The following is a 20,320-nucleotide window of genomic DNA, read 5'->3' on the forward strand; positions in this document are numbered from 1 at the left end:
AATTGTATGAACTTCATCGTTTGAACTATGGTTTTCGAACCGCAGTTTAAGAGCTTATTCACTCAATTTTGAAGGATCTTATGTACTCAGTGAAAATTTTAAACGAAGAAAAATTTGAGCCAAACATACTTAGCGAGGAATTTGGACGACGAACGACTTTTGGCGAAGCCAACCGGAGAGAGGCAGTCAAATTGCGAGCGCCTTGAAAGGAATGATAAAAATGAAAAAGGCAAGCATAGCGAACAGACTTAGCGTCGTATTCTTATGTGCAGCGCTGATGACGGCATGCAGCGATACATCTGCCGTAGACGATACAGGAACAGCCGAAGCTGGTACGGCGAATGAGGCCACAGCCGAGCTGGCGAGCTTAAAAATGGAGGATATGATTACATTCGACGAGGAGGACCGCAACACCGAATGGAGCGCGGAGAGCGCAGTTACGATTGAGCTGGATGGAGCAAACGCTCAGATTAACGGAACGGGTGCAGAAGCTGCCGACGGATCCGTGATCATTACGAGCCCAGGTACCTATGTCCTCAGCGGAACGCTCAGCGATGGACAAATCCTCGTGGATACCGCAGAAGAGGAGCTGGTGCATCTGGTTCTGAACGGTGTCGATATTACAGACAGCGACAGTGCAGCTATTTATAGCAAAGGTGCGGGGAAGACCGTCATTACACTGGCAGATGGTACCCAAAATAAAGTGACCGACGGCAAAACTTACGTATATGAGGACGAAGCAAGTGATGAGCCAAGTGCAGCCGTATTTGCCAAAAATGATCTGAGCATTAACGGTACAGGCAGCTTATCCATCACAGCAAATTATAAAGATGGGATCACGAGTAAGGACGACTTGAAAATAGTAGGAGGCACCATCAATATCGATGCAGAAGATGACGGTATCGTAGGTCGTGACCGGCTGGCTGCTGAGAACGGTACCGTTACAATCAAGGCCGGTGGAGACGGCATGAAATCGACCAATGATGAAGATGAGGATAAAGGGATCATTGCGATCACTGGCGGTACATTTGACATAGAAGCCGAGAATGATGGGATTCAATCGGAGAAATCGCTGCTGATTGATGGAGGTACGTATAACCTTGTAACCGGCGGAGGCAGCGCGAACGCTGAGGTGAAGACCGAGAACAATCCGATGGGACAGGGAAGAATGAATGGTAACGGCGGCATGATGCGAGGGGAGTGGAACGGAGAGTCTGCACCTACAGCGCCTTCGGGTACAGCTAATCCATCAGATGAAGCGAGCAACGATGAGGCAGCAGGCACAGCGAATACAACAAGTGCGAATATGACCAGTACTGTTGTCACAGCAGCAGTAACCAGCACGTCGGCAAGTACAACAACAGATACAGCCGCTTCCACTTCGGATGCTGACAATGCAGAGGACACAGCAGCTGCTGAGGATGAATCAACGAGTGCAAAAGGGATTAAAGCAGGCGGAGATATGGTCATTACTGGCGGTACGTTTACGATCGACTCAGCCGATGATGCGGTTCACAGCAACCAAAATATTTCGATTACAGGTGGAGAGATCGGCATTGCCTCTGGTGATGATGCGGTTCATGCCGATCTCCTGCTATCCATCTCTGGCGGAACAATGGACATTACCGCAAGCTATGAAGGACTCGAAGGAGCCGATATTACGATCTCCGGCGGTAAGACGCATGTCATCTCATCCGATGACGGTGTGAATGCATCGGGTACGGATACGACGAGCGGGACAACAGACACAGCTGCCGAAACAACAGAAACACCAGAAGCGACAGGAACAACAGCAGGGGAAGCGGGTGCTTCGGCATCAGGAACACCGGAAGCATCTTCTGCACAAGCTCCTGAAACGGGTGAAGCCCAAGGTACGGCAAGTGGAGAAGCGCCCGCAGCGGGCGAACGGCCGGCAGCTCCTGCCTATGGAGAAATGCCAAGCGGTCCCCCTCCGCAAGGCGGCTTTGGCGGCGGCGGCTTCGGTGGAGGAATGGAAGGTAATCAGAATGCGAAGCTGACCATCACTGGCGGACTTCTCACAGTCGATGCTGGTGGTGACGGTATTGACGCCAATGGTTCCATTACAATGACGGATGGCACGGTGATCGTTAATGGTCCAACGAATAGCGGAAATGGCACACTGGATTATGGCAGCACATTTGACATGAGCGGGGGTTATTTGATCGGAGCCGGCACATCAGGAATGGCACAAGCTTTATCCGATGATTCCACCCAGCTCTCGATCGCGATGACTTACCCAGAGACACAGGCTGCAGGAACTTTGGTGCATCTGGAAGATAGTGAAGGCAACACGATCGTTACTTTTGAACCATCCAAGGATTATCAATTTGTTGTGATCAGCTCACCGGATCTGGCAAAAGGAAAATCCTACACGCTCTATTCCGGAGGCACCTCGAGTGAGGATGTATCCGGCGGATGGTATAAGACAGGCAATTACGAAGGCGGAACAGAGGTCGTATCGTTTGAGCTTGGTGAGACAGCCACAACATGGCTGAATGAATCAGGCGTAACCACCGGAAATACGAACGGCGGCTTTGGTGGCGGCAGAAGGTAGGACGATCTTTAAGTAGGGCGATAGCCAAAGGAATACGGCTAGTTTAAACAGCCCAGGCAACTCCTGACATAATGGAGATGCCTGGGCTTCTGCATGGAGAGCGAAAGAGTTACTTATTAGATAAATTAAATTAGATATATTTAAGAAGACGGTCAAATACTTACCTTGACCGTTTCCACCCTGTGAGTACCCACAGGCTTATTTCGATTTACGATCAGTGAGCTGACTAAAGCTGGATGCTTATTTTTTTAATTGTGAAAGATAAATCCAAAGCACTAAATATCCAAGGTGTTAATTAAAACGGTACTATCAGCCTATTTTTTAAAGTTTACAAAATTATACATCCATATTTACATGAGGTTGATAGCATAACTGTGAAGTGAAGTTCGTTACATACTTACATGTTACATATAAAAGGGGGGAGAACCCGAAATTTCGTCTAGACTGGCAGTCAAATAATCGAATGGACCATTTGGACAATCTGATTAGAGGAGAGAATTTAAATGATCAAGCGGATGTACCTTCTTTTATCCATCAGTATCTTTCTATTATTTAATTTATTCTCAGATAATATCATTAACGCTACCGCGAGTGCAGATACGGTTAATGAAGCAGTTTATCAAAATGAAGAAGCAGATCAAGAAAGTGGGGAAGCAGGCGTACAGTCTTTAGCACATGAAGTTGGTTATGTATTAGGGACAAGCGGAGAGGCTATTTCCTTGAACGATATTGTATTGAATGCAGCCTACAATGACTTGACCGAAGGGCAAATTACAGGTGATAAGCTAACCTGGACTTCTAATAATGAGGCAATTGAGATGACAGAGGATACGATTACTGCTATACAAAAAGGAGTTTATCCATTAACTGCTGCATTAGATGGTGCTTCTGCCAATATACTTCTGGTAGTTAAAGGAGAAGAAGAGGAAGAATATGTCCTCTATGAAGAGGACTTTAATGATCTTTCAGATGGCAGTCTTCCTGAAGACTGGTCACAGCTTAGCAGTACAACGGATGAAGAGATTGGTGTTAAGTCCGGAGCCTTTGAGATTGATGGAAGAGGTAATAATAGTGGTGGCAAGGGCGTACTTCTTCCGGAATACTTGGGATTGTTCGGTAATTATAAAATAGAAGCAGATGTTACCCATTTAGCTGCAAATGATAGCAGCCGTTGGAATTCAATTATGTACAGAGTTCAGAACAATAGCTATCCTTACTATCAAATGGCTGTCCGTCAAAATGCAACAGCAGCGAACGGGATCGAATTCGCAGAAAGAACACCAGGTAATGCATGGAATGTAGCTGCCAAAAATTCATACAGTGAGGCAATCAGTGCGGATAAAATGTACCACTATACAGTGATTGCTCATGGTAATAGAGTTCAGGAAATGATAAATGATAATTTACTCATCGATACAGATCTTGCAACCAATTATTCAGAAGGAAGAATTGGATTTCAATCTGCAGGTAGTTTAACGAAGGTTGATAATATCAAAGTAACGCTTCACACAGAGGAGTTACCAGAGGTAGTCAAACCTGGTGATAACTTCACTCATGTAGAAGTACCGGAAACGAGCATCTCCCTTGCACCAACAATAGTTACAGAAGTAGACTCAAGCGAGGACCTGCAATCTATAGTGGAAGGCGCACGTCCGGCCACAGCAATTCTCCATGTCAACAGCAGCCTGCAAGTAACGGATGAAGCAGGAAACGTAATTGATGAGCTGCAATCGGTTATAGAAACGTTGGATCAGAAAGTAATTCCGGCCTTCGCGATTGAAGAAGAAGCGGTGATTGCTCCTCTAACAGCTTACCTAAGGAGTATCGACCTGGAGGATGCCTTTGTACTCTCCGAACATCCGGAGCTGGTGAAAAAGACAAGAGAAGCGTATCCTATTATTCGTGGTATTATTGAATATTCCGTCTCGGGTAAACTCAGCGAAGAACAATTAATGGACATTCGCAGGACAACGAACAGCCATTTGGCGAAAATTGTAATATTGCCGGAAAGTGCAGCAAGTATCCAAAATATTTCCTACTTACAGAAAAAGTTAATGACTGTATGGATAGAAGAAGATCGTAAGAAAGTTTCAACAAATGTAGATATTCATCGCATGATTACATCGGGTACGAACGGGATTGTTACGGATCAGTATAAAGAAGCTATTGATGCTCTATCATTCTATGATGAGAATATAACCCTTGTTCGTACACCTTATATTTTTGCACACCGTGGAATACCGGGACTTGCACCGGAAAATACATTAGAAGGTGCCCTTCTTTCTTATGAAAAAGGGGCAGATCATATTGAAAATGATATTTATCTGACCAAGGATGGTCAGATCGTCATCATGCATGATGAAACCATTGATCGGACAACGAATGGAACTGGAAGTGTGGAAAGTTATACTCTTGCAGAATTAAAGCAATTTCTTGCGAATGATCAGTTTCCGGAAGCATATCCTGACGCAAGGATTCCAACGCTAAGACAATTTTTTGAAGAATTTAAAGGCAAAGATGTCGAGCATATTGTTGAAATCAAAACTAGTAATCCAGCAATTATCGATAAATTGATTGCCCTTATTGAAGAAATGGGTGTGGAGAATCAAGTATCCGTTATTTCATTTCATGCATCGCAATTACAATTGCTGGCTGAGCAGATGCCGGGGATGTCCATCGGCTATTTAACGAGCGGATTTGCGAATGAAACAGACGTGTATCCATCTTTACGTTCTACTTTAAACACTATACAAAATCTGAATTCTACCTTTAATACAAGCTATGGTGGATTAGGTGTAAACTTTTTGGAAGCAGCAAAGCATCGAGGCGTAACCGTATGGCCTTGGACATATCGAGACGAGGCTCTATTTATAGACCACTTTCTACTGGGTATCTATGGCTTAACAACGGACTATGCTCATTGGGCCTCTGACTGGGCATCCCATGTTACGCCGGAACAAGCCGAGTATAAACTAACTGCAGGAGAGAGCATCGAAGTCAAGGCAATGATTGAAACCTATGATCGTCAAATAAAGGATATCACTCCTGACATCGTATTCATTGATGGAGAAGATAAAGTTGAAGTTAATGGAAATGTTGTAACCGCCCAAGCGGAAGGAACAGTTCATGCCATGCTGCGCTACACACAGCAAGTATCAACAGATAAATCATATGACATTTATACACAACCAATTACGATCACTGTTAAAGCGGATAAAAAGCCTCCTGCGAAACCTAGGGTTAACACAGTTGGAGACAATTCAACTCATGTGAGTGGTACAGCAGAGGCAGGCTCTACAGTTTATGTAAAAGCGGGTAGAACGTTATTAGGTCAAGCAATCACAGCTCCTGATGGCAGCTATTCCGTGGAATTAAACGAGAAGCAGCAGGCGGGGACCGTGTTAACCGTTTACGCAGTTGACCAAGCTGGTAATCATAGTTCGTCTGAGAGAACCAAGGTTACTGATAATACACCACCGCAAATGCCGGAGGTTAAGAGAGTAACATCAAAAATGATGAGTGGAAAAGCGGAGTCAGATTCTACCGTCTATGTGTACAATGGCAAAATATATCTTGGCAAAGCTTCTGTGGATAGAAAAGGGGATTTTTCGGTATCGATCAAGAAGGCGAAAAAGGGCGATGTGTTAACCGTCTATGCGAAAGATAAAGCGGGCAACGTTAGCCCGAAAAACAACGTAAAAGTTAGTTGATTCCAGAAAAAATAAGGCTTTTCGCCAGGTTTAACGGCGAAAAGCCTTATTTTTGTGAGAACAGATCACGAAGACGCATATCCTTCGTAAACCATTCACGATAAGTCAGCTGACTGAGCAAGATGCTGGTCATTGCCGCCGAGCTTGTGAAGGCAAACACGATCAGAATCTGATAGCGCACAGCCTCGATCGGATCTGCACCCGCGATGATCATTCCTGTCATCATGCCTGGGAGCTGGACGATTCCCACCGTCTTCATACCATCGATGGTTGGAATCATGCTGGATTTAACAGAACGCTTAAGGGCATCCTGGATTGCTCGCTTGGGCGCAGCGCCAAGGGCAAGCAGGGTTTCGATCTCGCCTTTGGACGTCTCCATTTCCCGTTTCATATGGTTAAGGAACAAGCCGGATACCACCATGGCATTGCCAATCGTCATCCCGCTGATTGGAATAATGTACCTTGGCGTCGGCTCAATGATGTTCAGTCCGAGCAGCAGTCCCATCATGAGCAGCTCCGTTGTCAGAATGGACAAGGCGATCTTCCGGCGGACACCCCGAATGCCTTGCCCACGCTTACCTGCATTCATTGAAGCGACGGTGATCATAATAGTAACGATGAGCAGAATCAGAGCAGGATGCTCGGAATGAAAGATGAACTGCAGGATGTAGCCGACAGCAAGCAGCTGTATGGCTGATCGAATGGTTCCAATGGCGATTTCCTTCTCCAAATCGAGCTTTTGCCAGACGGAGATCAGCATTGTTACCATGACAAATATAATGGTGAAGCTTAGAGCGAGGAAAGACATGGCTTCTCCTTATCTGAATCCATAGATTTGGTAATGAAACGGCGGGCTGCTTCAGTATCAGGCCGAGAGAAAAACAGCTCGGTCGGCTGGCGTTCGAGCAGGGTATGGCTGTCCATATACCAGGTCGTAGAGCTGAATGAGCGGGCTTGCTCCAAATCATGTGTCACCCAGATCAGCGTTGTACCTTCTTGATCATTCCATTCCCTTAGCAGCTGTTCCACAAGACCCGCATTTGTCGGATCCAAGGATGCAGTGACTTCATCGAGCAGCAAGGCTTCCGGTCGCAGCATCATAGAACGAATGAGTGCGACCCGCTGTTTCTCGCCGCCTGACAGATCAGATGCCCGTTTTTGGGTATCCAGTGTAGACAGGCCGCTGCTCTCCAGCAGTCGCTGTGCAAGTGCTTTGTCATATGGGAAATTATGAAGGGAATGGACCATTCTCAAGTTATCTTCAACACTGCCGGGCAGCATCACGGGATGCTGTGCGACATAAGTGATCTTCATTCTCCACAGTCGCGGATCGCATCTGCGATACGATACACCCTTCCACTCCATTTCACCTTCATCCGGACGATCCAGCAAAGACAGTATTCGGAGCAGTGTGCTCTTGCCTTGTCCCGAAGCACCGATGACAGCGATGCGTTCGCCTTGATCCGCCTGTGCTTCGACGTCCGAGAACAGCATTGTTTTGGTTGTTGTGCCGATATATTTGGTCAAACGCTGTAAGTTCAATAAATGAGACATGACCCAGAGACTCCTTTCAGTTGTTCGCGTTCCTAATTTATATTAGCAGATACATTAAGATGATAGGGAGCTTTTCCCGATATATATATAGCACTTGAATCAATTTCATAATACACTTTAGCTGCTTTAATCAAGACTATATAGTTTAGAATTCACCTTTTTAATGAGTTGTGAAATGGATTCACCTGGTTTCATTTGAATCAAACCACGTTTATTATTCTAAATAGGAGAGTAGAAGGATGATTACATTCGAGAAAGGCGAGCTCCTTAAGGCTGCAGAAGACATTATTGGTCACCAGGTAAACTGTATGGGGGTCATGCGCAGCGGAATATCCAAACAGATCAGAGAAGAATACCCTGAGGCTTACGCTGCCTATATTTCACTGACGAACAGTGAGATTTCTCCGCTTGGGCAGATGCAGATTGTGAAGACGAAGGATAAGTATATCGCAAACCTGTTTGGACAGAAGCATTATAAGAAGAGCTTCTTTCGAAAACAGCTGACAAGCATCAAGGCTCTTGAACAGGCGTTGATTGAGCTTCGTACATATGCAGAAGCCCGCGATCTCTCTATTGCATTGCCTTACAGAATAGGTGCGGACCGTAATGGGACGGATTGGAGTGAGGTATACAGAAGGCTGCAGAAGGTGTTTGTGAGCTACCCCGTCACCTTGTACTCTATCGTTGATATGGAGGAGAAGGGTTAGCTTTAGAACTAAGTTATTATTCATCCTAGACGGAGGTCCAGGTTGAGAAACCGTCTTAAGACTATTTTTAAAATAGACATAAATGGCATAAACTAAAATGAACATAGGTTCTAAGGGAGGTACATAGATGGATTTTTTGTGGTGGACCTTAATAATTGTGTTATTCTTGCTCAGCTTTGTCGGAATTGTGTATCCCATCATTCCGTCCGTTCTTGCCATATGGGGAGGCTTCGCCATCTATCAATTCCTCATTAATTCAGAGGAGCTGTCCTGGTGGTTCTGGATCAGTATGGCGATCCTTACGGTTGTTATTATTGCCGCCGATATTATAGCGAACAGCTATTTTGTTAAGAAATATGGAGGATCAAAGACCTCAGAGACAATCGCAGCGATTGCGACCATCGTAGGCTCGTTCATCTTTCCGCCATTCGGGATTCTGCTCGTGCCGTTCCTTGCCGTACTGGTAACCGAGTTTATCATTCACAAGGATGCATCGAAATCGGTAAAGGTCGGCTTTGCGACAATCATTGGATTCCTCGGGGGCAGCATTGCCAAAATCCTGATTCAGCTGCTGATGATTGTATGGTTCATTCTGGATACCATCATTTAGGGCGATTAGCAAAATGATATTGGTACTCTCAAGCAAGGGGCGCTCAAGTCGTCTCTTGCTTTTTTGAGGTTGCAGGCGGCTAGGCACCTGGATGTATATTATGGTAAGCAGCGGATTTTTAAGTGCTTCCTGTTGAAGAATAGGATATACTGAAAAATACATTTGTAAGAAGACAGATATAAACGAACAAGATGACTAGCATGGAATGCATCAGGGAGGATACGAATGGGAAACACAGAAGGATCATTACAGAAGAAGTTGAAGCCTAGACATATCAGCCTGATGGCGATGGGTGGTGTCATTGGTACCGGCATCTTCAAAGGAAGCTCGGAAACAATTGGTCTTGCAGGACCGGGGGTAATCTTCACCTATATCATCGCTGGCTTGCTGCTTCTCGTCGTGATGACGGCCATGGCCGAAATGGCTACAGTATATCCGAATCGCAACATGAGGGATTTTGTAAGGGAAGCTTTTGGTGAGCGAATCTCGTTTATCATGGGCTGGATGTACTGCTTCATGTGGCTGGCTGTATGCGTGATCGAGATTATTGCGGCAGGGAGCTTTTTACAATATTGGTTTGCGGATGTGCCGCTATGGATGCTCAGCTTGGGATGCGCAGCCATCGTAATATTGATTAATTTACTAAGTGTCGGTACTTTTGGAGAGTTTGAATTTTGGTTTGCGGGGATCAAGGTAACGATGATCATCATCTTTATTGTCCTTGGTGTGTCGCTGATCTTTGGCATCATTCCTAGCGGCGAAGCCCCATTCCTTAGCAATTACATGAACCATGGCGGGTTTTTGCCGAACGGCTGGACCTCTATATTCTCTGCACTGCTCGTCGTGATGTTCTCCTATGGAGGATCAGAAATGATCGGTCTGACGCTTACAGAGACAGAGAATGCAGAGCGGGTTCTGCCGAAGGTGGTACGTAACTTTATTTTGCGGATCATCCTGTTCTTCACACTGCCGATTCTCATTATCTGTGGCCTCATTCCTTGGAATGAACTTGGTCCGGAGAACAGTCCCTTCGTACAGGTACTTAGCTCCACAGGACTTACGGGTGCGGCTCACATTATGAACTTCGTACTGATTACGGCGGTGCTCTCTGCAGCGAATTCTGGAATATACGGGGCATCCCGGATGCTCTATTCAATGGCAGCAGCAGGAGAAGCGCCCAAGGCGCTGACCAAAACAAGCCGCAAGGGCAGCCCTTATAATACGCTGCTGCTCTGTGCCTTCATTTTGATCGGGGGCTCGATGCTGGGTCTGATTGCACAGGATCAGCTGTTCCGGATTCTCATGGCTGTTCCAGGCTTCGCTGTACTGCTGGTGTGGATCTGTATTGCCGCATCCCAGCTTAAGCTGCGGAAGCAGTATCCTATACAGCCGTCCTTCAAAGTGTGGGGATATCCTTACATTACGACATTCACCATCATCTGTCTGTCGGTGATTGCGTGCGGCTTCCTCGTGGATGATCAGAACCGCTTCAGCATCAGTATCTGTTTAGCTGTCCTGGTGGTGCTTATCATCACATCGATCGTGAAGTTCCGTAAACCGGTCACGAAATAACAACAAAAAGCAAAGCCTGTCCATTAGCTGAAGGGCTGAATGGACAGGCTTTTTTATTTTGTAATGCAAGCTTGTAATTCATCTGCTCAAATTGAACTAGTGAATGTCTCGTTTCTTGAAGTTACCGCCGCGGACCTCTGATACATCGGAGATGACAACAAAGGCACTATCATCAATGTCTTTCACGATGGTTAGCAGCTTGTTCTCTTCCATTCGGTTAATGACACAGTTGAGGATCTCGGATTGTTCATTGGAGAAGCCGCCCCGGCCAGGCGTATAGGTTACGTTACGCCCCAGACGGGATTGAATCGTATCCCCAATCTCCACCGATTTTTGACTGACGATACGTACCGATTTGGATTTTTCCAGACCGACCTGTATGATATCGATCACATTCTTCGCAATGTAATAGGTCAGAGCAGAGTACAGCGCACTTTCCAGACTGTAAACGAAGCTGGCAGCGATAAAGACGAAGGCGTTAAGGAATAGAATAATATCTCCGACAGAGAAAGGAATCTTGCGGGAGACGAGCACGGCCAGTACTTCAGAGCCATCCAGCGCACCGCCGTTACGAAGCACGATCCCGATCCCGATCCCAAGCAGCATGCCGCCGGACAAGACAATGAGGAGCGGGTCCTCTGGTCCCAGGATGGTATCCACATGATGCAGAACAACAGTGGATACGGACAGAGCGACAATACCAACAACGCTCATAATGGCGAAAGTCCTGCCGACCTGCTTATAGCCTAGATATACAAAAGGAATATTCAAGACAAAGAGAAATACCCCTAATGGAAGCCCGAATAGAGAGGACCCCATAATACTGAGTCCTGTCACACCTCCGTCGATGACATCGTTTGGAATGAGTACGGCTTCCAGCCCGTAAGCGGTGATGACTGCCCCGATAATAATCATAATGATCTTGCGAATGTGTTCCAGCAACCCGTTTTTTTTCATATAACTCTCCTTTACCATTGATTTTGCATGGGCAGCGATCCAGCCGGATATATGCTCAATGCTAAATCTTTTTTATATGTATTTAAGGACTTTGCATCATGCAATTTCATCTTAGGAGATCTAAGCTCCTTATTGGATTTGTGCAAAATCTTTATTTATAAGTGATGATAGATTAAAATAGGAGCATCCTATATCATCCACTTTTAAATAGGTATCAAATGGCACATCTTTTAATTTATCATGAATCTATACGCAAAAGAAAGTTCATCCTATGAAATATGCATGGCATTGGATAATTAAAGTAGTGAAGTTAAAGATCATGTATGGGTATGAGACCGTATGGGATAAAATAAGCTATAGCTCAAGGAGAGTACAAAAATATATGGAATATACACCACAGCAGGTTGCGGAATGGATGGTAGAGACGATTCGGTTCAAAGGGAATCTCTATCAGTCAGAGGCGATTGCATATGTACGTGAGCATTTTGGAGAAGAGTTTGTATATGTGAATGAGAATGGAAATGCCTCCTTAGAGAAGGAAGTGAAGAAGGCATTTCGTAAGCTTCATAAAGGGAGAATTGCCTGGGATCGAGATGGATTTCTATGGGCTTGGACTTGAGAAAATACAGAACTTAAAGAGAACAGACTGCATACCGCAGTCTGTTTTTTTTATCTCTTTTTAAATTACATCCTTAGTTCCCTGACAGGTCAATCTTGGTTTCCAATTCTGCAATAAACTGATCTTCCTGCACTTCCTCTGCAAAATCATCCTTAATTATAAATGGCTTTATAACAAGGTATTTACTCTCACCCGACATAGAAGCATAGCGTCGGTCAAAAATAAGACGGTTACCCTCGTAAACCCCATCCCCAGACAATGCCGTCAGTCTTCTGCCTTGATCATCATAGACCGCAACTCCAACCTTACGTAAGCGCTCTTCCTCCTGCTGAGTCAATGAGCTGGTACGATTCAGTGCGATAGAAGTCGTCAGTCGGGTCGTAATAGGTGACACGGAGACACTTGCGACGCTAAAGGTAAGATCCTCCTTCGTCACGGACGTATTCGAATTTAGTGTGATTGCTTCTGTATTGTTCTTCTCAAATGGGACATCGACGGTGAACTCCTGATCTATTCCGTCCAGCTTGATGCTGACCTTCGAGGTGAAGCGGTCTGGCAAGGTGTTCGTATCCGAGGAGTCCAGCACCTGCTCGAACACAAGTGTATTAGGATGGGCTTCACCCGCACCTCCATAGAAGATTCCGCCCTGCAAGACAGCTGCCTGTTCACCCTCTGTCTGCCCTTTAATGGTTAGAGCTACGTTCTCAATAGCACTGCTGAGCTTCATCTTCTTACTGCCAGTATCATAGGTTCCGTTAACCAAATTCGGTGCAGTCACATTCACAATAAATGCTGCTCGTGTGCCATCATACAGTGTCTCTGTTACTTCGAGCTTCACATCCTTGTAGGAGATCTCATTGTTTACACTAGTGGCGAATCCCAGCTCGCCGCCGGCACGCAGGCCGCTGTCTGTCTCAATAATGCTGAAGATGCTTCCGATGATTGGAATGCTCTTAATTGAAGCTGCCATAACCGGAGATACGAAGCCGGAAGCAAATATGCCGATTCCCAAAATGCCTGCCGCTGCTGCGGTTAAGCCTGCCCGGCGTAATGTGGAGGATCTTCTCCGGGTTGTATCCTGCTTCTGGGAAGACAGAGAGGCATAGGTCTCATCAAGTCTTGCCCGGACTAGGGGTGACATCTCTGTACTGCTCACATCGACCTTATTTAATTCCTTCTCAATATCCAATGCTGCCATAGCTTATCTTCCCTTCATGTATATTGGGTAAACTGCGCTGCAGAGCCTCACGTGCTCTTGACAGCCGCATCTTAACGGCGCTTTCTGAAATGCTGAGTACCTTAGCTACCTGACGGAGCGGAAGGTCTTCAAAATAATGAAGAATGACTACGATGCGCTGGGACTCCTCCAGCCGTTCAACGGATTCTCTTAGATCTACCATCTCGTAGCCGCCCATCGAAGAGGCTGTTGTTGGGATTTCGGCGTAAGTGATCGTACGGGAACGCTTGGATCCGATATTGTTACATTCATTGATGAGAATTCGATAGATCCATGTCTTGAAAAATTTCGGCTCCCGTAAAGTGTGAATCGATTTAAAGGCTTTTAATATCGTCTCCTGCATAGCATCTGCGACATCTTCATCCTTGCCCAGCATGGATCTCGCCATATAATACAGTGATCCTTCCAGCTGCTGTACAAGCTTTACAAATGCATCGGAATCGCCTTCTGCTGCTTTTGCGGCTAATGCTTCTATCTCCACCATGTGTGCTCCTTTCATTTTTTTGTCTTGATATTATTTAGACTGGTGACGATCATCCGTGGTCACATGATAAATTTATTTATCTCTGACCAAGTCTGGAATAAGGAAAAGACGTGCGACATGGCACGTCTGATGGACGATAGCAGCTTATTTCGTATATTGCTTGCGAAACTTGGTAGGGGACACACCGATATGTCGGCTGAAGCAGGCCGAGAAATAGGGGATATTCTCGAATCCGACCTGGACGGCAATTTCGGCGATCGGCCATTCGGTTTGCAGCAGAAGCAGCTTCGCTTGCTCCAGGCGGTATTTCATCAAATACTCTCCAGGAGTTACTCCATATACCTGCTTCATGCAGCGCGTGATGTAGTTGTAGTGAAAATTGAAGGCATCCGTCAGCGTAGTGCTCGTGATTTCGGAACGGTAATGATTCTTAATGTAGGATTCCACTTGCTCTGCAAGGGCGATAACCGGGCCTGCAAAGGCATCGTTCTGCCGTATATCCATGATGCGGAGAAGCTCCTCGAAGGTCTGCTGCTGAGTCCAAAATGCACGGGACTGACGCTCTGTTGCTGCTGCATTCAGCTTCTTCATGAGCCGATACGCTTGCTCGGGATAGGGCAGGGTCCAGGATTTGTGCAGATGCAGCATATAGGGATTGGTCTGATAACGCTCATAGTGTGCGTTCTGATTCATGAGAAACCCTTCCTGTTCCGATTGCATCCATTCTCCTACAGCCTGGAAGTGTACCCAGTAGAATCGGGTATTCCCGGTTGACGGCTGTACAGGATAATGATGCCTGTCCGGCAGGAGCAGCAGGGTCTGCCCTGATGTAAGTGCCCAGGAAGCTCCTTCTTCCCCGATATAGAGACACCCCGACTCTACGAGGATCAGATCAAAGATCCCGAGGTTGTTACGGTTCGGATGCTGATCTCCAGCTTCATATACCGTCACACCACTTTCCAAATAATAGGGCAGGGGAGGGGCAGCAAAATAAATATGTCCATTCCCTTGCATGTACATGAACTCCTTATCTATATGTTTGTGTGATATTTTATTAAAATCAGGTTGGTATCAGCTATATTCTTGTTCCATTGTAACGCATAAAATGAAGTCGAACAGTAAATGGAATCAACTTCTGATGAAAAGGAGCAAAATACATATGGGACAAACTGCAGGTATGAACAAAATAAAGCCGGTATCCATGAAGCAAGTAAGCATTAAGGACGACTTCTGGAGCTATTACATAGATTTAGTCAGGGACGTGGTGGTGCCCTATCAATGGGAAGCGATTAATGACCAGGTGGAAGGTGCAGAGCGAAGTGGAGCGGTGAGCAATTTTAAGATTGCCGCAGGTCTACAGGAAGGGGAATTCTACGGCTATGTGTTTCAGGATACAGATGTGGCGAAATGGCTGGAGGCTGTGGCTTATCTGCTGATAAACGAGCGGGATGCGGATCTGGAGCAGATTGCAGACGGCATGATTGATATCATCGGGGATGCTCAGCAGTCCAGCGGTTATCTGAACACATACTTTACGATTAAAGAACCGGATAAGAAGTGGACGAATCTGACGGAATGCCATGAGCTGTACACAGCGGGTCACATGATCGAAGCAGGTGTTGCTTACTATCAGGCAACAGGCAAGCGCAAGCTGCTCGATATTTGCTGCCGAATGGCGGATGACATCCAGCGTGTGTTCGGGTATGGTCCGGATCAGATTCAAGGTTATGATGGTCATCAGGAGATTGAGCTTGCACTGGTTAAGCTGTATGAAGTGACAGGCGAGAAGAAGTATTTGGAATTAAGCCAATATTTCATTGATGAGAGAGGGCAGAAGCCAAGCTTCTTTGAGGCAGAAGCAGAGCGCAGGGGCTGGACCACCATATGGAGTAATAACAAATTGCAGCTCAATGAAGCCTATTATCAGGCTCATAAACCGGTGAGGGAGCAGGATGTGGCTGTCGGCCATGCCGTGCGTGTCGTATATATGCTCGCCGGTATGGCGGATGTAGCGCGTGAAACAGGGGATGCAGCACTATTTGAGGCTTGCCGGAGGCTGTGGGATAATATCGTCTCCAAGCAAATGTACGTTACGGGCGGTATCGGTTCCATGGCTCAGGGTGAGGCTTTCTCGGTGGACTATGATCTGCCGAATGATACGGTGTATTCCGAGACTTGTGCTTCGATTGGTCTTGTATTCAGCGCGCAGCGCATGCTGCAGCTTGAGCCTGACAGTGCTTACGCAGAAGTGATGGAGCGTGCCCTGTACAACACCGTCATTGCGGGGATGTCCAGAGACGGCAAGCACTTCTTCTATGTCAACCCGCTGGAGGTAAACCCTAAGGTGTGCAACGGTGCAAACCACAATTACAACCATATCAAGCCTGTTCGTCAGGAGTGGTTTGGCTGTGCCTGCTGTCCGCCGAATATTGCAAGACTGCTGGCTTCCCTTGGTGAATATATCTATTCGGTGCAGGACAAGACAGTATATACCCATCTATATATCGGTGGTGAAGCTGCGATCGAAGTTGCCGGTACGAAGATGGTGCTGAAGCAGGATTCCAGCATGCCTTGGGAAGGTAAGGCCCGCTTCGAGGTGGAAGTAGAGAGGTCTGCAGAATTTGGAATCGCACTCCGTATGCCGCAGTGGGCAGCAAACGTGCAGGTGACTGTTAATGGCGAGGCTTACGATGTGACGAATAAGATCGCGAGTGGTTATGCCGTCATTGAACGCGTATGGGAATCAGGTGACCAGATTGAGCTTGTGATGGAGATGCCGATTAAACGCGTCAGAAGTCATCCTCTCGTCAAAGGAAACGCAGGCAAGGTTGCCTTGCAGCGCGGTCCGCTCGTGTACTGCATTGAGGAAGCAGATAATGGGGCGCAGCTTCAGCAGCTGATCCTCCCGCAGGATACCGAACTGAATGTATTAGATGAACCGGCGATTGCTGGGGGAATCAAAGCGATCTCGGGAGAAGCACTGCGGATGAATATGGACGATTGGGATCAAGCGCTGTATCAATTTGATGTGGAGGTACCCCTTAAGCAGGCGCAGGTTAAATTTATCCCGTATTATGCCTGGGCGAACCGGGATATGGGCGAAATGTCCGTATGGGTAAAAGAACGATTGTAAGGGAAGCCATTCATGGTACAGCTATAAAATATAGAAAGAAGCCTGATCATTTATTTGATCAGGCTTCTTTGCTCGCGGTAAATGTACAATTTGTACCTCACTCTCACAGAAGCTATGTTGCTGATATATCCAATAACTCAACTCCATACGGAGGCAGTGTTAACGGTTGAGAGAGAAAAGTTTCGTTTACGATAACTTATATAGTTACGGGTTCACTGGATGTTACTACATATGAACTTGAGGTATATTTTCTTGCAATGCTATGCAAGTTGACAAAAGGATTAATACAGATATTATAGATAGATATAGTCCATGAAGGTGAGAGGAATTAAAGTAATTGGGCAGATATTTCGTTCCTGGATGTCATTCAGGCAATTGAAGGTACTGCTTCATTGTTTGATTGCAGCTTTGACCATGGTCCCCAATGCCCCATTCAAAGGATAATATTGCAAGGAGAAAATAAGATGGAGAATTATTTTAGAAATATGACCTTGGCTGATCTTGCCAAAGAGATTCAATAATTTTTTTACTATAATTACAGACAAAAGAAGTCCTTAAACTCCATGATTATGCTGCCGTTGATGTACAGTACCGTACTTATAATTATTAGCCCAGAGAAGAGAGGGGGAGCATACGGCTTAATAGGAATGGTTTTGGTTGTTGCTCCAGCTATTGGACCGACGATTTCAGGTCTATTACTGGAGAAATTGGGGTGGAACTGGATATTTGCGTTAACTCTTCCTGTTCTAGTGCTCTCTCTGGTGATTGGACTACGATATTTGCATAACTTTTCAACCATATTTTAACGCTTTAAAAAACTGCCGCCGCTAATAATAATTACGGGAAATGGAGGAGCTTTATTATGTTGAACAGCATTTTTGATGAATTGAATTGGGAAAAAGCTTGGAGAGAGGATTCAATGACAGGCGTAAATATGATGAAAGCAGCTGGAATTGTTCCAGAACGCAGCTTTGATGCTACTGCTCAAAAGTACAATGATCAATGCTTTAACGAAGAGGGAAGGCAGCGCACAGAACGGATTATAGGCTGGTTGGAAGAACAAGGGGTAACGCTTGAAGGAGCTTCTGTTTTAGATATTGGAGCCGCATCCGGAGGCTTTTCTATTCCCTTTGCAGAAAGAGGTGCACAAGTGACAGCTGTTGAGCCCTCTCTGCCCTTTGTGAAACTGCTGGAGGAAAACAGTCAAAAGTGGGCCAAGGGCAAAATAGACATTGTGAAGGACGTATTTGAAAATATTGATATTGAGAAGGAGGGCTGGGAGAAGGCCTTTGATTTTGTGTTTGTGTCCATGTGCCCTGCTGTAACAGATTGGGAAAGTGTGGAGAGAATTTTGAGCTGCGCCAGCAAATTTTGTTATATCAGCTTATCCGCAGGACCAAGGGAACACAGCCTCACTAACGAAATATTATCGAATCTGAAACATCCATATACAAAGCCTCATAATTCAGAAATGATTTACTTGATGCAACTGCTTTATCTGAAGGGGTATGCCTTTCACTCACTCGTAACTAAAGAAATGAAAACAGCTGAAGTATCCCGGGAAACGGCTATACAAGAGGTTTTAAATTGGTTGAAAATCTATCAATATCCTGTAGATATAGAAACGCATCGCATTATTGAAGACTACCTTGATAAAAATTATCCCTCCGATCCAGTAACGGTTTATCAGGGCGGGCGTTTCGGTAAAGTGCTTGTTAAATTGGAAGATCAAAACATGTATTTCTCAAAAAAACACGGAAAGATGAATTCGTAGAGAATTACCCTTGTAACAGCATGCATTAATTACATATTCGAAAGGAGGTTCACTATGAGCTTGAAAAAAAGTATCTAAACTTAATCATTTTATTTATAATAGCAACCACTGTCTCCGGGTGTAGCGTTGAGAAGGCTGTAGTTGATTGCGTCATAAGACCATTCCTCATTTCATTTTTGAGATCACGTATTCTTATATACTAAAGGCTGTACAGGTTTAGGCTTTTGCAGCATTTTAGCACGAAATATCAATATCTTGTCCTCAAGTTCTGCGAATAAAAAAAGCCGGTGCCTTCTTCACAGAAGGACCGGTCTTATCTTAGTGTTCATGTTGTTCTACGACACCCAGTTGCTTGTTTTTCTCTTTGAACTTCGCGTTATGGGAGGAGACGTAGGCGTATTTATCGGCTTCAGGCTCTATGTACAGCTTCGCACCATTCAGTGCACTCACGGCATCGGTGAATGTACCTGCGATGAGACGCACCTTGCCTTCAAAATCAACAAAATCACCTGCAGCAAATACACCCGGAATGCTTGTGTTCATGCTGCTTCCTACCTTGCATGTCCAATCTCCCATTTCAATGCCCCATTCCCTAATCGGGCCGAAATTGTACCGCATCCCATGGTTAACGATCACGGCATCGACTTCGATACGTTCCTGTTCACCCGTCTCCACATGGCGGATGCTCACTTCGTTAATATCCGTTCCGTTCGCGCTGTGCAGTGAATCAATGGCATAAGGCGTACGTACCTTACAAGAGGATTCCTTCATCTTGACGACGTTGCGTTCATGACCGCCGAATTGATCCCGCCGATGAACGACGATCAGGCTCTCTGCAATCGGCTCCAGTGCATTCGCCCAATCCACGGCAGAGTCACCGCCGCCGGAGATGAGTACACGTTTGCCGCGGAATACTTCCAGCTCCTGTACCGTATAATGCAGATTGCTTACTTCATAGCGGTCTGCACCTTCAATTTCGAGCTTCGCCATCTCGAGAATACCGTAGCCGATGGCCATAACAACGGTCTTGGTCCAGTGACGCTCACCTGTTGCTGATGTCAGTATCATCGTTCCATCCGTCTGACGCTCCAGCCCAGTAATATGCTGTCCAAGTACAATCGTAGGATCGAAGGTCATGGCCTGCTGGGTAAGCTGCTTGATCAGATCCTTACCGAGAGTAGGGGTTAGTCCGCCCACATCCCAGATCATCTTCTCGGGATAGATAAGAATTCGGCCGCCCAGTTCTTCTCTGGCTTCAATCAGCTTGGTCTTCAAATCTCTCATTCCGCTGTAAAAAGCGGTATACATACCGGCAGGCCCGCCGCCGATGATCGTTACATCATATAATTCAAGCTCTTCGCTCATCATTTACGTTCCTTCTTTCCGCA

Annotated in this window: 18 protein-coding genes; 11 read left to right on the forward strand and 7 right to left on the reverse strand. The window is 45.9% G+C overall.

Going from position 1 to position 20,320, the window contains the following annotated elements:
- Positions 1-220: 220 nt before the first annotated feature.
- Both ACFQ3J_RS19990 and ACFQ3J_RS19995 read left to right on the forward strand, forming a co-directional pair.
- On the forward strand, positions 221-2,575 hold the full coding sequence (locus tag ACFQ3J_RS19990) for a carbohydrate-binding domain-containing protein (protein WP_251583809.1): 2,355 nt from the start codon (positions 221-223) through the stop codon (positions 2,573-2,575).
- Positions 2,576-3,078: 503 nt separating this feature from the next.
- Positions 3,079-6,285: an Ig-like domain-containing protein gene (locus ACFQ3J_RS19995; protein WP_251583810.1), complete on the forward strand. Its 3,207-nt coding sequence runs from the start codon at positions 3,079-3,081 to the stop codon at positions 6,283-6,285.
- 46 nt (positions 6,286-6,331) lie between these two features.
- On the opposite strand, the gene ACFQ3J_RS20000 is transcribed toward ACFQ3J_RS19995, so the two are convergent.
- Positions 6,332-7,093 carry an ABC transporter permease gene (locus ACFQ3J_RS20000; RefSeq protein ID WP_251583811.1) on the reverse strand — a complete coding sequence of 254 codons (762 nt, stop codon included), beginning with the start codon at positions 7,091-7,093 and terminating at the stop codon, positions 6,332-6,334.
- Entirely contained in the window at positions 7,075-7,839 is a 765-nt protein-coding gene (locus tag ACFQ3J_RS20005) for an ABC transporter ATP-binding protein (protein WP_251583812.1), read from the reverse strand. Before ACFQ3J_RS20005 ends, ACFQ3J_RS20000 begins: the two co-directional genes overlap by 19 nt.
- A 239-nt stretch (positions 7,840-8,078) precedes the next feature.
- Here ACFQ3J_RS20005 and ACFQ3J_RS20010 point away from each other — a divergent pair, with 239 nt between their 5' ends.
- The 3 genes from ACFQ3J_RS20010 to ACFQ3J_RS20020 all read left to right on the forward strand — a co-directional run bounded on the left by ACFQ3J_RS20010 (position 8,079) and on the right by ACFQ3J_RS20020 (position 10,728).
- On the forward strand, positions 8,079-8,546 hold the full coding sequence (locus ACFQ3J_RS20010; RefSeq protein WP_251583813.1) for a macro domain-containing protein: 468 nt from the start codon (positions 8,079-8,081) through the stop codon (positions 8,544-8,546).
- Between the two features lie 127 nt (positions 8,547-8,673).
- Entirely contained in the window at positions 8,674-9,156 is a 483-nt protein-coding gene (locus tag ACFQ3J_RS20015; RefSeq protein ID WP_251583814.1) for a DUF456 domain-containing protein, read from the forward strand.
- A gap of 225 nt (positions 9,157-9,381) precedes the next feature.
- Positions 9,382-10,728: an amino acid permease gene (locus tag ACFQ3J_RS20020; RefSeq protein WP_091159629.1), complete on the forward strand. Its 1,347-nt coding sequence runs from the start codon at positions 9,382-9,384 to the stop codon at positions 10,726-10,728.
- A gap of 96 nt (positions 10,729-10,824) precedes the next feature.
- On the opposite strand, the gene ACFQ3J_RS20025 is transcribed toward ACFQ3J_RS20020, so the two are convergent.
- Positions 10,825-11,685 (reverse strand): YitT family protein, encoded by an 861-nt coding sequence (locus ACFQ3J_RS20025; protein WP_091159630.1) that lies wholly within the window; start codon positions 11,683-11,685, stop codon positions 10,825-10,827.
- Positions 11,686-12,067: 382 nt separating this feature from the next.
- On the opposite strand from ACFQ3J_RS20025, the gene ACFQ3J_RS20030 reads away from it, so the two are divergent.
- Entirely contained in the window at positions 12,068-12,304 is a 237-nt protein-coding gene (locus tag ACFQ3J_RS20030; RefSeq protein WP_251583815.1) for a DUF6953 family protein, read from the forward strand.
- Positions 12,305-12,377: 73 nt separating this feature from the next.
- Here the strand turns inward: ACFQ3J_RS20030 and ACFQ3J_RS20035 are convergent, their stop codons facing one another.
- From ACFQ3J_RS20035 to ACFQ3J_RS20045, 3 genes are all read right to left on the reverse strand, one after another.
- Positions 12,378-13,502: a DUF4179 domain-containing protein gene (locus ACFQ3J_RS20035; protein WP_251583816.1), complete on the reverse strand. Its 1,125-nt coding sequence runs from the start codon at positions 13,500-13,502 to the stop codon at positions 12,378-12,380.
- Complete coding sequence (locus tag ACFQ3J_RS20040; RefSeq protein ID WP_091159635.1) at positions 13,483-14,025, reverse strand: RNA polymerase sigma factor; 543 nt, start codon at positions 14,023-14,025, stop codon at positions 13,483-13,485. Before ACFQ3J_RS20040 ends, ACFQ3J_RS20035 begins: the two co-directional genes overlap by 20 nt.
- 144 nt (positions 14,026-14,169) lie before the next feature.
- A complete protein-coding gene (locus tag ACFQ3J_RS20045; protein WP_251583817.1) occupies positions 14,170-15,039 on the reverse strand; it encodes a helix-turn-helix transcriptional regulator in 870 nt (289 codons plus the stop codon).
- 145 nt (positions 15,040-15,184) lie between these two features.
- On the opposite strand from ACFQ3J_RS20045, the gene ACFQ3J_RS20050 reads away from it, so the two are divergent.
- The 5 genes from ACFQ3J_RS20050 (at position 15,185) to ACFQ3J_RS20070 (ending at position 18,932) form a co-directional block, all read left to right on the forward strand.
- Positions 15,185-17,158, forward strand: coding sequence for a glycoside hydrolase family 127 protein (locus ACFQ3J_RS20050; RefSeq protein WP_251583818.1), 1,974 nt, complete (start codon positions 15,185-15,187; stop codon positions 17,156-17,158).
- A complete protein-coding gene (locus ACFQ3J_RS20055) occupies positions 17,137-17,328 on the forward strand; it encodes a hypothetical protein (protein WP_251583819.1) in 192 nt (63 codons plus the stop codon). The genes ACFQ3J_RS20050 and ACFQ3J_RS20055 overlap by 22 nt, the downstream gene beginning before the upstream one ends.
- 177 nt (positions 17,329-17,505) lie before the next feature.
- A complete protein-coding gene (locus ACFQ3J_RS20060) occupies positions 17,506-17,679 on the forward strand; it encodes an Rrf2 family transcriptional regulator (RefSeq protein WP_311287385.1) in 174 nt (57 codons plus the stop codon).
- 42 nt (positions 17,680-17,721) lie between these two features.
- Complete coding sequence (locus ACFQ3J_RS20065; RefSeq protein ID WP_251583821.1) at positions 17,722-17,964, forward strand: MFS transporter; 243 nt, start codon at positions 17,722-17,724, stop codon at positions 17,962-17,964.
- 56 nt (positions 17,965-18,020) lie between these two features.
- Positions 18,021-18,932, forward strand: coding sequence for a class I SAM-dependent methyltransferase (locus tag ACFQ3J_RS20070; protein WP_251583822.1), 912 nt, complete (start codon positions 18,021-18,023; stop codon positions 18,930-18,932).
- Positions 18,933-19,250: 318 nt separating this feature from the next.
- On the opposite strand, the gene ACFQ3J_RS20075 is transcribed toward ACFQ3J_RS20070, so the two are convergent.
- Positions 19,251-20,297 carry an NAD(P)/FAD-dependent oxidoreductase gene (locus ACFQ3J_RS20075; protein ID WP_251583875.1) on the reverse strand — a complete coding sequence of 349 codons (1,047 nt, stop codon included), beginning with the start codon at positions 20,295-20,297 and terminating at the stop codon, positions 19,251-19,253.
- Positions 20,298-20,320: the final 23 nt, after the last annotated feature.

Source organism: Paenibacillus provencensis (assembly GCF_042678545.1).
Taxonomy (GTDB): Bacteria; Bacillota; Bacilli; order Paenibacillales; family Paenibacillaceae; genus Paenibacillus; species Paenibacillus provencensis.

Coding starts and splice junctions, on each gene's coding strand:
- ACFQ3J_RS19990 (WP_251583809.1), top strand. CDS start 221: ATGAAAAAGGCAAGCATAGCGAACAGACTTAGCGTCGTATTCTTATGT.
- ACFQ3J_RS19995 (WP_251583810.1), top strand. CDS start 3,079: ATGATCAAGCGGATGTACCTTCTTTTATCCATCAGTATCTTTCTATTA.
- ACFQ3J_RS20000 (WP_251583811.1), bottom strand. CDS start 7,093: ATGTCTTTCCTCGCTCTAAGCTTCACCATTATATTTGTCATGGTAACA.
- ACFQ3J_RS20005 (WP_251583812.1), bottom strand. CDS start 7,839: ATGTCTCATTTATTGAACTTACAGCGTTTGACCAAATATATCGGCACA.
- ACFQ3J_RS20010 (WP_251583813.1), top strand. CDS start 8,079: ATGATTACATTCGAGAAAGGCGAGCTCCTTAAGGCTGCAGAAGACATT.
- ACFQ3J_RS20015 (WP_251583814.1), top strand. CDS start 8,674: ATGGATTTTTTGTGGTGGACCTTAATAATTGTGTTATTCTTGCTCAGC.
- ACFQ3J_RS20020 (WP_091159629.1), top strand. CDS start 9,382: ATGGGAAACACAGAAGGATCATTACAGAAGAAGTTGAAGCCTAGACAT.
- ACFQ3J_RS20025 (WP_091159630.1), bottom strand. CDS start 11,685: ATGAAAAAAAACGGGTTGCTGGAACACATTCGCAAGATCATTATGATT.
- ACFQ3J_RS20030 (WP_251583815.1), top strand. CDS start 12,068: ATGGAATATACACCACAGCAGGTTGCGGAATGGATGGTAGAGACGATT.
- ACFQ3J_RS20035 (WP_251583816.1), bottom strand. CDS start 13,502: ATGGCAGCATTGGATATTGAGAAGGAATTAAATAAGGTCGATGTGAGC.
- ACFQ3J_RS20040 (WP_091159635.1), bottom strand. CDS start 14,025: ATGGTGGAGATAGAAGCATTAGCCGCAAAAGCAGCAGAAGGCGATTCC.
- ACFQ3J_RS20045 (WP_251583817.1), bottom strand. CDS start 15,039: ATGCAAGGGAATGGACATATTTATTTTGCTGCCCCTCCCCTGCCCTAT.
- ACFQ3J_RS20050 (WP_251583818.1), top strand. CDS start 15,185: ATGGGACAAACTGCAGGTATGAACAAAATAAAGCCGGTATCCATGAAG.
- ACFQ3J_RS20055 (WP_251583819.1), top strand. CDS start 17,137: ATGGGTAAAAGAACGATTGTAAGGGAAGCCATTCATGGTACAGCTATA.
- ACFQ3J_RS20065 (WP_251583821.1), top strand. CDS start 17,722: ATGATTATGCTGCCGTTGATGTACAGTACCGTACTTATAATTATTAGC.
- ACFQ3J_RS20070 (WP_251583822.1), top strand. CDS start 18,021: ATGTTGAACAGCATTTTTGATGAATTGAATTGGGAAAAAGCTTGGAGA.
- ACFQ3J_RS20075 (WP_251583875.1), bottom strand. CDS start 20,297: ATGAGCGAAGAGCTTGAATTATATGATGTAACGATCATCGGCGGCGGG.